Origin of the sequence: Neorhizobium tomejilense, assembly GCF_964254135.1 — a bacterium.
GTDB classification, from domain to species: Bacteria; Pseudomonadota; Alphaproteobacteria; order Rhizobiales; family Rhizobiaceae; genus Neorhizobium; species Neorhizobium tomejilense.
The window spans coordinates 3,708,891-3,720,637 of sequence record NZ_CAXUSO020000001.1; the positions used below are offsets into that span (position 1 = coordinate 3,708,891).

The window sequence follows — 11,747 nt, forward strand, 5'->3', positions numbered from 1 at the left end:
TGGCCAAAGCCGGAACGAATCGCCGACGAATCGGCGACATCACCCGTTTCGCGGTTTGTTCACCGCAAGATGTCGTGCAAAAACAATTTGTTAACCATAGAGGCCGAGCGTTTCGGCGCACCACCATGCGCCGAAACCCGCTCAAAGGTTAATGCCGGAGATCAGCTCGCGAAGAACTGGCCGCCATTCGCCGTCAGCGTCGAACCGGTGATGAAGCCGGCATCGTCGGAGGCGAGGAATACGACGCAACGGGCAATCTCTTCCGGCTCGCCGAGGCGCCCGACCGGGATCAGCGGAATGATCCGCTCGTTCAGCACCTTTTCCGGCACCGCCCGCACCATTTCGGTAGCGATGTAGCCAGGGCAGATGGCGTTGACGGTGATGTTCTTTGAAGCACCTTCCTGGGCCAGCGCCTTGGTGAAGCCGAGATCGCCGGCCTTGGCCGCCGAATAGTTCACCTGACCCATCTGGCCCTTCTGGCCGTTGATCGACGAGATGTTGACGACCCGGCCGAAGCCCCGGTCGCGCATGCCGTTCCAGATGGGATGCGTCATGTTGAAAAGGCCGGTCAGGTTGGTGCCGACCACCTCGTTCCACTGTTCAGGCGTCATCTTGTGGAACATGCCGTCACGGGTGATGCCCGCATTGTTGACGAGCACCTCGATCGGGCCGAGCTCGGCCTCCACTTTTGCTATTCCGTCGACGCAGGCCTGATAGCTGGAGACATCCCACTTGAAGACCGGAATGCCGGTCTCGTCGTGGAAGGCTTTCGCCTTTTCCTCGTTGCCCGCAAAATTTGCCGCGACACGATAACCTGCCGCCTTCAACGCGACGGAGATGGCGGCCCCGATCCCACGCGTTCCTCCCGAAACCAATGCAACCCTGCTCATGCGGTCTTCCCCTTTTGCGTTGTGATCCGGTCCTTCTATGTGACTGGATACTTACCTAGTTGGACTTGCTTTCGTCGGGGAGATAGGCCCGCCGCGAAGTTTTGCAACGCCGGCGGGATTATCCACAATCATCCTATCGCGTCACATGGCTTCGAGGCACATGGCAACGCCCATGCCGCCGCCGATGCAGAGCGTCGCGAGTGCCTTCTTTGCGTTGCGGCGCTTCATCTCGAAAAGAAGCGTGTTGAGAATGCGCGCACCCGATGCGCCGATCGGATGGCCGATCGCGATCGCCCCGCCATTGACGTTGACGAGCGACGGATCGAAGCCGAGATCCTTGGTGACGGCGCAGGACTGGGCCGCGAACGCCTCGTTGGCCTCGATGAGTTCCAGGTCGGCAACGCGCCAGCCGGCCTTCTCGAGCGCCTTGCGCGAGGCCGGGATCGGACCCGTTCCCATGATTTGCGGATCGACGCCGGCAGTCGCCCAGGAGACGATACGGGCCATCGGCGTGATGCCGCGGCGGGCGGCTTCGGCTTCTGTCATCAGCACGGCAGCCGCCGCACCGTCGTTGAGGCCGGATGCGTTGCCCGCCGTGACGGTGCCTTCCTTGTCGAAGGCCGGCCGCAGCTTAGCCATCGAATCGAGCGTCGCGCCGGCACGGATGTATTCGTCGTTCTCGACGGTCACGTCACCCTTCCGCGTCTGGATGATATAGGGGATGATCTCGTCCTTGAAGCGGCCAGCGTTCTGCGCGGCTTCCGCCTTGTTCTGGGAAGACACGGCGAACTGGTCCTGCTCCTCGCGGGAGAGCTGCCACTGGCGGGCGATGTTCTCCGCCGTGATGCCCATGTGGTAGCCGTAGAAGGCGTCAGTCAGGCCGTCCTTGATCATCGTATCGATCATCTTGAAATCGCCCATCTTCACGCCGCCGCGAAGGTGCGCGCAATGCGGCGCCATGGACATCGATTCCTGGCCGCCGGCAACGATGATCTTGGCGTCGCCAAGCGCGATCTGCTGCATGCCGAGGGCTACGGCGCGCAGGCCCGAGCCGCAGAGCTGGTTGATGCCCCAGGCGGTGGCTTCCTGCGGCACGCCGGCCTTCATCGCCGCCTGTCGGGCCGGGTTCTGGCCTTCGCCCGCCGGCAGGACCTGACCGAGGATGACCTCGTCCACCTCAGCCGCCTCGACGCCGGCGCGCGCCAGCGCACCCTTGATCGCCGCCGCACCCAGTTCATGCGCCGGCACATTGGCAAAGCCGCCATTGAAGGAGCCAACCGCGGTACGGCCAGCGGCTGCGATCACGATGGATGGATTGGACATGGACGTTTCCTCTTATCCGTTATTTGCCTGCGAGACTGGCAAAGCTTGAGCCGAGAGTCAAACGGCAGCCGAACGCCGCTGCCAACCCGTCGGGCGTTTCGAAAATGCCCGTTAGATTTCACGGGTTTGCTGCGCAACAAACCCGTCGCCGCGCCGCACAAATCGTTTGTAAGTCCTCGTCATTTAGGCTTACATTCCTGTCGGGAGAAGCATGGCAGTCGATAATGACCAAACCATATTGACGGGAGCAGGAGGCAATCATGGCAAAGACCGAAGGCGAAATCATAATCAAGAAATATGCCAACAGGCGCCTCTACAACACGGGCACCAGCACCTACGTGACGCTGGAAGACCTGGCGAAGATGGTGAAGAAGGGCGAGGAATTCACCGTTCAGGACGCCAAGAGCGGCGACGATATTACCCATTCGGTTCTGACGCAGATCATCTTCGAGCAGGAATCGAAGACCGGCAACACGCTGCTGCCGATTTCCTTCCTGCGGCAGCTGATTTCCTATTACGGCGACCAGATGCAGATGGTGGTTCCGACCTTCCTCGAACACTCGATGAAGGCTTTCACGGACCAGCAGGTTCAGATGCGCGAACAGATGACACGCGCCTTCGGCGATACGCCGCTCAGCAAGAACCTGCAGATGCCGATCCAGATGATGGAAGAACAGGTGCGCCGCAACACGGACATGTTCCGCCAGGCCATGCAGATGTTCTCGCCGTTTGCCGGACAGCCGCAGGCACCGGCCGCCAAGAAGACCGACGCCAAGGATATCGACGAGTTGAAGGAACAGCTCCGCAACCTGCAGAGCCGCCTCGATAATCTCTGACCTGAAGGGCGCCTAGAGCCCGATCGACACGTCGCGGCCGGCCGAGCGGATTGCTACCGCAAAGCCGCCGATGACGTCGACGAAGGTGATCGTCATCAGGATGAAGAAGATCTGCGTCGCGGCATCCCGCACCAGCAGGAATTCGACCAGATAGGCGATGAAGACCAGCATCGACAGCATGTGGTTGATCAGCGAACCGCGGCCGTTGCGGCTTGCTTTGAGGATTTCCACGAACAGGAAGACCAGCGAGATGACGATGATCACGTCGCCGAGCGTCATGGTCCAGACGGCACCCGACAGCATCTGAAGCGAGCTGATGACGTTGCCGAGCGACGCGACCCCGCCGCCACCCAGAATGCCGAGCATGCCCAGGTTATAGAGAATGAACGGGATGATCATCAGCGGCAATGCGGCAAGCATGGTCTCGGACTCCAGTCGATATGGCCGGACTGTACGTGCTTGCCTTGCTTTCGCAAGTCTTCGGCGCGGCAAAACAAGTCTTCGCGCAACAAAAAAGGCCGGCGGAGCCGACCTTTGATGCAATAGAACGAAAAACGCTTATGCGCTTTCCTTCGGCGTCAGAACTTGACGGCCGCGATACATGCCGGTCTTCAGATCGACATGATGCGGACGGCGCAGTTCGCCGGAGTTCTTGTCTTCGATATAGGTCGGAGCCTTGAGTGCGTCTGCGGAGCGGCGCATACCGCGCTTCGACGGGCTCGTTTTTCTCTTCGGTACAGCCATTTTCGTTACTCCACTTGCGTGCAAAACATAATCCCCGGCCGGAACTGAGGCCGATTGGACATGTCTCGATCTCGGAAATTTGGGCGGCTTATACATGCCCTACCGGGCTTTGACCAGTCCCTGCCCGGATTTTTTGAGAAATATGCGACTTAAGCCTCGTCCTCCGGGACGACCCAGGTTTCGGCAAGTGCGGCCTCCTGCCACTTGAGCCAGGCCGGATGAGATTTCATTGCCGTCATATAGGCGAGCGCCTCCGCGTCACTCGTCAGATCGTAGACGTCGAAACGGCTGACGACAGGCGCAAACATTGCATCCGCTCCGGAAAATTCGCCGAACAGGAAAGGCCCGCCGGATTTCGCCCGCAGTTCGCGCCAGATCGTCTCGATGCGAGCAACGTCGTCCATCACTCCGTCGGCAAGTTCGATCCTGCCCTTCGGCCGGCGCATGTTCATCGGGCAGGCATTGCGCAGCGCCCGGAAGCCGGAAATCATTTCCATCGAGACGGAGCGGGCGACCGCGCGATCGGCGGCAGCTTCCGGCCAGATGCTCTTGTCCGGGAAAAGCTCGGCGGCATATTCGATGATCGCCAGCGATTCCCAGACCCGGATGTCGCCCTGGTGCAGCACCGGCACCTTGCCGGTCGGCGAGATCGGCTTGTATTTCGGATTGCCGGCGGGAAAATCGAACGGGATCAGCACCTCTTCGAAGGTAATGCCGGCCGCCGTCAGCGCGATCCATGGACGGAAGGACCAGGAGGAATAATTCTTGTTGCCGATATAAAGGGTAAGCTTTTCCATGGGCCGCTCTCCGGTTGGTTTATTAGCCTATAGTGGCCCCTGCTCGGTGCGACCAATGAAAACGATAAACCTCACCCATAAATGCATTTGATGTAGTCGCCGGATCCGCGCGCCCGGCGCTCGACGACACCGGCAAGCCGCTGCACGCCGCGGCTCGGTCTGCTTGCAACGCGGGTGATCGGATTGGGAAGCGCCACGGCCAGAAGCGCCGCCTGCCGGGGGCTCAGTTTCGAAGCCGGCACCTTGAAATGATATTGCGCGGCCGCCTCCGCTCCATAGATGCCAGGCCCCCACTCGGCGATGTTCAGATAGATTTCCATCATCCGCCACTTCGACAGGACGAGGTCTGCGCCCAGTGCCAGGGGCAGTTCCATGCCTTTGCGGATGAAGGAACGGCCGTTCCACAGGAACAGGTTCTTGGCGGTCTGCATCGGGATGGTGCTCGCGCCGCGCGTCGCCTCGCCGTCCAGCGCATCCTCGACCACACCGCGCATCTGGTTCCAGTCGACGCCGCCATGGAAGCAGAACTGGCCGTCCTCGGACATCATTACCGATCGGACGAGGTTGGGCGAAATCTCTTCGAGGTTTACCCAGCGCCGGTCGTATCCACGAAACAGCGCGAGTTCCGACAGCATCAGCGTCGAGACCGGACGAGTGAACGGCAGCGCGTAAACGAAAATCAACAGATAAGGCAGCACCACCAGCGCGATCGCGATCTGCACGATCCGGCGGATCAGATTGCCGGACACCCGGCGCCGTCTCCACCCGGCCCTCACGGGCTCCTCCTCCTGCAACTGCTGTTCGGGTGTGATGTCCAATATCGCACTCGTCCCTCGTTTTGAGTTTCATAACCGTTCAACGTGGCCAAGGCGAGTCTGGCGCCGAAAACTTCGCACGTCCTGGTGAATCGCCGTTGCCAGCCAACACTCGGCATGCCAAACAGCGGCCATGACGGACGCGAAAACGGCATTCGAAACACGCCTGCGGCAGAGCGCCGCCGAGACGGGAGCCCTGCTTTCGTCTCTCCTGTCCGATACCCCTCTTTCCGACGAGACGACCCGCCCGGCGCAGCTGATGGCCGCCATGCGGCATGGGTCGCTGAATGGCGGGAAACGGCTGAGGCCCTTCCTGGTGCGCGAGAGCGCGACGTTGCTCGGCGGGCCGGCAGAGGCAGCGCTTCGGGTCGGAGTGGCGCTCGAATGCCTGCATTGTTATTCGCTGATCCATGACGACCTGCCGGCGATGGACAATGACGACCTGCGCCGCGGCCAGCCGACCGTGCACAAGGCCTTCGACGAGGCGACCGCCATCCTCGCCGGCGACAGCCTGCTGACCTACGCCTTCGACATCGTCGCCGCACCGGAGACGGTACTCGCCGACCGGCTGAAGACGGAACTCGTCCTGTCGCTTGCCCGCGCCGCGGGACCAGGCGGCATGGCGGGCGGTCAGGCGCTTGATCTTGCCGCGGAAAAATCGCCGCCCGACGAGGCCGGCATCACCACATTGCAGGCGATGAAAACAGGTGCCCTGCTGCGGTTTGCCTGCGAAGCGGGTGCGATCATCGCCGGTTCCGAGCCGGAGCATCGCCAGCGGCTGCGGCTCTTCGGCCAGAAGATCGGCCTCGCCTTCCAGCTCGCCGACGATCTGCTCGACCTGACCTCGGATGCCGCCACCCTGGGCAAGGCAACCGGAAAGGATGCGGGCCGCGGCAAGGGCACACTCGTAGCCTTGCATGGCATAACCTGGGCGGAAAACCGGCTGGACATTTTGACGGCCGAGGCCGTGGAACTGCTTGCGCCCTATGGCGAAAGGGCGTCCATTCTGCAGGAGACCGCGCGCTTCATCGCCAGCCGGGAAAACTAGACAGGGATAGGAAACGAGAATGCCGGATGTCCTGAGCTATCTGCCCTACATGTGGCCGGCCTACGTTGCCTATGTCATCAACGTCGCGAGCCCCGGCCCGGCCAATTTCGCGATCATCGGCACCTCGATTTCCCAAGGCCGCCGCGCCGGCCTGATCACCGCGCTCGGCATCGCCAGCGGCTCGCTGACCTGGGCGACGGCCGCGGCACTCGGTCTCGCGGCATTGCTGCGCAACTATGCGATCGCGCTGGAGATCATGAAGGTGCTAGGCGGCATCTACCTGATCTACCTGGCCTGGAAGGCCTACAAGTCCGCGCGCCTGCCGGATTCCAAGGTCGCCCTCGGCAATGCCCGGACGAATTATACCGCCCGCCAGCTCTGGCTGCGCGGCTATGCGGTCCACGTCACCAATCCGAAGGCGATCTTTGCATGGCTGGCGATCATTTCGCTCGGCCTGCCGGAAAATGCGCCGACCTCGGCGATCCTTTTGATCATCGCCGTCTGCATGAGTTCGAGCCTGCTGATCTTCACCACCTATGCGATGGTGTTTTCGACATCCCATGCGCTGCGCGGCTACAAGGCCGCAAGGCGCTGGATCGAAGGAACGATGGCGGTTTTCTACAGCGTCGCCGGCCTGAAGTTGCTGACGAGCCGCATCTGAGCGGCTCGCCTTCCCTCAGACTTTTATGATCAGCCCTGGGTGAGCGGCGCGATCGCCACTTCGACGCGGCGGTTCTGCGCACGGCCGTCCGAGGTCGCGTTGGAGGCAACCGGCTGCGACGGACCGAAGCCCATCGTCGACATGCGGCGCTGGTCCACGCCACGGCTGCCGAGGTAGTTGGCGACGGAACCGGCGCGGCGTTCGGAGAGCGCCTGGTTATGCTGCAGGCTGCCGGTCGAGTCCGTATGGCCGTTGACGTCGATCAGGGTGCGGTTGAACTTGTTCAGAACGATCGCGACGGAATCCAGCGTCCGGTAGAACGGCGGGATGACTTGGTCCTGGTCGGTGGCGAACGTGATGTTCGACGGCATGTTGAGGATGATGCGGTCGCCGACGCGGGTCACCGAAACACCGGTGCCCTGCAGCTGGGCGCGCAGTTCCGCTTCCTGATTGTCCATGTAGGCGCCGATGCCGCCACCGGCGAGCGCGCCGATACCGGCACCGATCAGCGCATTGCGGCCCGCATGGCGTCCGCCGGTCAAGCCGCCGGCAAGCGCGCCGAGGCCCGCGCCGATGGCAGCGCCGCCGGCCGTGTTGGAAACCTTCTGCTCGCCCGTATAGGGGTCGGTCGTGGTGCAGGCGGAAAGATAGGTCGCGCAAAGTGCGACGATTGCGATTTTCTTCAGCATGTAAACAAATGTCCCCGTCGTCAGTGGTGCCACCTCATTTACCATGAATTGCGGCAATAGCGAGGAGGCCGGCATATCTTCGTCATTGACCCAAAGGACGGCCGGAACCGGACCGATCAAGACACCCCGCAGAGAGATCCGATGTGGAGAAAGAAGAACCGCGATCAGCCGGCGGCCGGCAGGGTCTTCAGGACTTCCAGCAGCCGGTCGCATTCGGCATCCGTGCCGATCGAGATGCGCAGATGGTCTTCTATGCGCGGCTTGTTCCAGTGGCGCACCAGAACGCCCTCGGCCCGCAACGCTGAATAGACTTCGGCGCCCGAGAGAGCCGGATGCCTGGCGAAGACGAAATTGGCCTGCGACGGCAGAACATCGAAACCCATCGCGAGCAATTCGTTGCTGACACGGTCGCGCGTCGCGATGATCTTCTGCCGGCAGGTCTCGAACCATGCGACATCCTCGATCGCAGCGGTCGCGGCAACCTGGGCCAGCCGGTCGAGCGGATAGGAATTGAAACTGTCCTTCACCCGTTCCAGAGCATCGATCAGATGCCGCTGGCCGAGCGCGAAACCGACGCGCATGCCCGCCAGCGAGCGGGATTTCGACAGCGTCTGGATGACGAGGAGATTTGGATAGCGGGCAATCAGGCTGGCGGCCGTCTCGCCGCCGAAATCGATATAGGCCTCGTCCACCACGACCGGCACGTCGGGATGCGCGGCCACCAGCGCCTCGATCTCCGGGAGGGCCAGGCCGATACCGGTAGGCGCATTCGGGTTCGGGATGATGATCGCGCCGCAGGGCCGGTCGTAGTCGGCAAGCCTGATCCGGAAGCCCTCATCGAGCGGAATTTCGACGACGTCGATATCGTAGAGCCGGCTATAGGTCGGGTAGAAGCTGTAGGTGATGTCCGGATAGAGCAGTGGCTTGTCGTGCTTCAGCAGCGCCTGGAACGTGTGCGCCAGCACCTCGTCCGAACCGTTGCCGACAAAGACCTGATCCGATTGCACGCCGAAATGTGCAGCGATCGCTTCGCGCAATGCCGTGGCGGACGGATCCGGATAAAGCCGCAGCGCATCGTCCGCCGCCGCCTGGATAGCAGCGACCGCCTTCGGAGAAGGCCCGTAGGGGTTCTCGTTGGTATTCAGCTTCACGAGGTTCTGGATGCGCGGCTGCTCGCCCGCGACATAGGGTTTCAGCGTCCTGACGATCGGCGACCAGTATCGGCTCATGATTTATTCGGCAGCCGTGCGCTGGCCGAAGCGTTGCTCGATATAGTCGATGACGAGCTTCTCGAAATCGGCGGCAATGTTCACGCCGCGCAAGGTCAGCGCCTTCTTGCCGTCGATGAACACAGGGGCAGCCGGTGTCTCCCCGGTGCCCGGCAGCGAAATGCCGATATCGGCATGCTTGCTCTCGCCCGGACCGTTGACGATGCAGCCCATGACCGCGACGTTGAGCGCTTCGACGCCCGGATATTTCTCGCGCCAGACCGGCATGTTCTTGCGCAGGTCGTTCTGGATGTTCTGGGCAAGCTCCTGGAATACCGTCGAGGTCGTCCGTCCGCAGCCCGGACAGGCGGCGACGACGGGAACGAACTGGCGAAAACCCATGACCTGCAGCAGTTCCTGCGCCACCTGCACTTCGCGGGTACGATCGCCGTTCGGCTCCGGCGTCAGCGAAACACGGATCGTATCGCCGATCCCGTGCTGCAGCACGTAGCCCATGGCGGCCGACGAGGCGACGATGCCCTTGGAGCCCATGCCGGCTTCAGTGAGACCGAGATGCAGCGCGTGGTTGGAACGTTCGGTGAGCATCGAATAGACGGCGATCAGGTCCTGTACCTGGCTGACCTTGGCCGACAGGATGATGCGGTTGCGCGGCAGGCCGATCTGCTCGGCAAGCTCGGCGGAAATCAGCGCCGACTGGACGATCGCCTCGTGCATGACCTGGCGGGCCGACAGCGGCGAGCCATCCGCCGCGTTGCGGTCCATCAGCGTGGTCAGCAGGTCCTGGTCGAGCGAACCCCAGTTGACGCCGATGCGCACCGGCTTGTCGTAGCGGATCGCCATCTCGATGATGTCGGCGAACTGCTTGTCCTTCTTGTCCTTGAAACCGACATTGCCGGGATTGATGCGGTATTTCGCCAGCGCCTCGGCGCAGGCCGGATGGTCGGCGAGCAGCTTGTGGCCGATATAATGGAAATCGCCGATCAGCGGCACGTCCATGCCGAGCCGCAGCAGCCGCTCGCGGATTTTTGGCACCGCGGCGGCACTCTCGTCGCGATCGACGGTGATGCGCACCAGCTCGGAGCCTGCCTTGTAGAGCGCCGCGACCTGGGCGACCGTTGCGTCGATATCGGCCGTGTCCGTATTGGTCATCGACTGCACGACGACAGGCGCGCCGCCGCCGACGATGACGCCGCCGACATCGACGGCGACTGTGGCACGGCGCGGTTTCGGGTCGTAGTCGATGGGTGCGGTCATCGGAAGTCTCGTCGCCTTGGGAATGAAGCGCCTTTCAGGTGGCGTATGGCTCGCGGCTTGTCAACCGCCGCGACGCTCACTTTATCGCACCGGCCTTTCCCGTTCCAGCCCGGCAGGCTGACGCAGCTAGTGATGCGCCGTGTCCGCATGTTTGGCGAGCGATGACAGCAGGAGGACCACGACGATCAGCGCCGACAGGCCGGCGAAAATGATGGCAAGCCCGGTATATTCGGCGATGAAGCCAATGGCGGAGGGCGCAACCAGGATGCCGGAATAGCCCATGGTGGTGACCACCGAGAGGCCGACACCGGCTGCCATGCCCGGCAGGTTGCCCGCCGCCGAAAAGGCGATCGGCACGATGTTCGATATGCCGATGCCCGTCAGCGCGAAGCCGGCGATCGCCATCGGCGCGTTCTGGGCAAAACCGATCAGCAGCAGGCCGAAGATCGAGATGACGGCGCAGACCCGCAGCGTCATCACCGCGCCGAAACGGTCGCGGATCAGGTCGCCGGCAAAGCGCATCGCCGCCATGGTGAGCGAGAAGGCTGCGAATGCGAAGCCGGACAGCGTGACGGAAGCTGCAAGCTCGTTGCGGAGGTAGAGCGCACCCCAATCGAGGATCGCGCCTTCCGGGATCATGCAGAACAGCGCCATGATGCCGATCAGCCAGGGCAGCGGCGAACGCGGCAGGCGGCTTCCGCCGTGCCTGGCTTCGTCCGGATGCGGCGCGTCGTGCAAAACGATCCGCCAGGCGGCGACGATCATTACCGCGGCCAGCACCGTGACCAGAATGGCATGCGCGGAAACGCCGATATGTTCGATAAGGAAACCGCCGGTCGACGAGCCGAGCAGTCCGCCGAGGCTCCAGAAAGCGTGGCAGGACGACATGATCGCGCGGCGCATGCTCTTCTCGACCGAGACCGCATTGGCATTCATCGCCACGTCCATGGCGCCGATCAGGCCGCCGAACAGGAAGATTGCCACGGCGCCTGACCAGATGCTGCCGACCAAGGTGAGAAGGAGCAATGTCGGCGTCAGCAATACCGAGGTATATTTGGAAACCTGGCTCGACCCGAAGCGGGCGATCTGGCTGCCGGCAAGCGGCATCATCAGCAGTGAACCGAGGCCGAACGTCAGGATCATCAATCCGAGCGCGCTTTCGCTCAAGCTCAGGCGGCTCGCAAATTCCGGGATTTTCGGCGCCCAGGCGCCGATCATGAAGCCGTTCATCAGGAAGAGCAGCGACACGCCCGCCCTTTCGCGGGTGAAGAAAGCTCGGGAGCTGGAGGAAGCGTTTGAGGGTGCGCGACTGTCCATGGATAGGTTCCTTTCGATCGTCGCGAACATATTTAAATCGATTGAATTTGCAACGCCGCGAAGAAGCACTCCCTCTCACAAATTGTATCGAGGCGAAACCTGCAACGCGGAAAAAGTTCACGGCCGCAGCATTCGCCGCGGGCC

At 62.3% G+C, this 11,747-nt stretch carries 13 protein-coding genes; 3 read left to right on the forward strand and 10 right to left on the reverse strand.

Annotated elements, in window-relative coordinates; translation table 11 throughout:
• Window positions 1-161: 161 nt before the first annotated feature.
• Complete coding sequence (locus tag ACSQ3G_RS18480) at window positions 162-890, reverse strand: beta-ketoacyl-ACP reductase (protein ID WP_105403824.1); 729 nt, start codon at window positions 888-890, stop codon at window positions 162-164.
• A 141-nt stretch (window positions 891-1,031) separates the two neighbouring features.
• On the reverse strand, window positions 1,032-2,213 hold the full coding sequence (locus ACSQ3G_RS18485; RefSeq protein ID WP_105403823.1) for an acetyl-CoA C-acetyltransferase: 1,182 nt from the start codon (window positions 2,211-2,213) through the stop codon (window positions 1,032-1,034).
• Between the two features lie 260 nt (window positions 2,214-2,473).
• On the opposite strand from ACSQ3G_RS18485, the gene phaR reads away from it, so the two are divergent.
• Window positions 2,474-3,049 carry a polyhydroxyalkanoate synthesis repressor PhaR gene (phaR, locus tag ACSQ3G_RS18490; RefSeq protein WP_038546804.1) on the forward strand — a complete coding sequence of 192 codons (576 nt, stop codon included), beginning with the start codon at window positions 2,474-2,476 and terminating at the stop codon, window positions 3,047-3,049.
• Between the two features lie 12 nt (window positions 3,050-3,061).
• Here the strand turns inward: phaR and ACSQ3G_RS18495 are convergent, their stop codons facing one another.
• From ACSQ3G_RS18495 to mtgA, 4 genes are all read right to left on the reverse strand, one after another.
• Window positions 3,062-3,469, reverse strand: coding sequence for a hypothetical protein (locus ACSQ3G_RS18495; RefSeq protein WP_046637345.1), 408 nt, complete (start codon window positions 3,467-3,469; stop codon window positions 3,062-3,064).
• 138 nt (window positions 3,470-3,607) lie between these two features.
• Window positions 3,608-3,793 carry a 50S ribosomal protein L32 gene (rpmF, locus tag ACSQ3G_RS18500; protein WP_038546808.1) on the reverse strand — a complete coding sequence of 62 codons (186 nt, stop codon included), beginning with the start codon at window positions 3,791-3,793 and terminating at the stop codon, window positions 3,608-3,610.
• 149 nt (window positions 3,794-3,942) lie between these two features.
• Window positions 3,943-4,590 carry a glutathione S-transferase family protein gene (locus ACSQ3G_RS18505; RefSeq protein WP_436111053.1) on the reverse strand — a complete coding sequence of 216 codons (648 nt, stop codon included), beginning with the start codon at window positions 4,588-4,590 and terminating at the stop codon, window positions 3,943-3,945.
• A gap of 71 nt (window positions 4,591-4,661) precedes the next feature.
• A complete protein-coding gene (gene mtgA, locus ACSQ3G_RS18510; RefSeq protein WP_371681943.1) occupies window positions 4,662-5,408 on the reverse strand; it encodes a monofunctional biosynthetic peptidoglycan transglycosylase in 747 nt (248 codons plus the stop codon).
• A gap of 130 nt (window positions 5,409-5,538) precedes the next feature.
• On the opposite strand from mtgA, the gene ACSQ3G_RS18515 reads away from it, so the two are divergent.
• The gene (locus ACSQ3G_RS18515; protein WP_436111054.1) at window positions 5,539-6,453 is read left to right on the forward strand and encodes a polyprenyl synthetase family protein; all 915 of its coding nucleotides are present in this window, start codon (window positions 5,539-5,541) and stop codon (window positions 6,451-6,453) included.
• A gap of 19 nt (window positions 6,454-6,472) precedes the next feature.
• On the forward strand, window positions 6,473-7,114 hold the full coding sequence (locus ACSQ3G_RS18520; protein WP_046637341.1) for a LysE family translocator: 642 nt from the start codon (window positions 6,473-6,475) through the stop codon (window positions 7,112-7,114).
• 29 nt (window positions 7,115-7,143) lie between these two features.
• On the opposite strand, the gene ACSQ3G_RS18525 is transcribed toward ACSQ3G_RS18520, so the two are convergent.
• The 4 genes from ACSQ3G_RS18525 to ACSQ3G_RS18540 all read right to left on the reverse strand — a co-directional run bounded on the left by ACSQ3G_RS18525 (window position 7,144) and on the right by ACSQ3G_RS18540 (window position 11,603).
• Window positions 7,144-7,803: a YiaD family glycine zipper/OmpA-like lipoprotein gene (locus ACSQ3G_RS18525; RefSeq protein WP_105423289.1), complete on the reverse strand. Its 660-nt coding sequence runs from the start codon at window positions 7,801-7,803 to the stop codon at window positions 7,144-7,146.
• Window positions 7,804-7,967: 164 nt separating this feature from the next.
• The gene (hisC, locus tag ACSQ3G_RS18530) at window positions 7,968-9,032 is read right to left on the reverse strand and encodes a histidinol-phosphate transaminase (RefSeq protein WP_436111055.1); all 1,065 of its coding nucleotides are present in this window, start codon (window positions 9,030-9,032) and stop codon (window positions 7,968-7,970) included.
• A gap of 3 nt (window positions 9,033-9,035) precedes the next feature.
• Window positions 9,036-10,286 carry a flavodoxin-dependent (E)-4-hydroxy-3-methylbut-2-enyl-diphosphate synthase gene (gene ispG / locus ACSQ3G_RS18535; RefSeq protein ID WP_436111056.1) on the reverse strand — a complete coding sequence of 417 codons (1,251 nt, stop codon included), beginning with the start codon at window positions 10,284-10,286 and terminating at the stop codon, window positions 9,036-9,038.
• Between the two features lie 126 nt (window positions 10,287-10,412).
• Complete coding sequence (locus ACSQ3G_RS18540; protein ID WP_436111057.1) at window positions 10,413-11,603, reverse strand: MFS transporter; 1,191 nt, start codon at window positions 11,601-11,603, stop codon at window positions 10,413-10,415.
• Window positions 11,604-11,747: the final 144 nt, after the last annotated feature.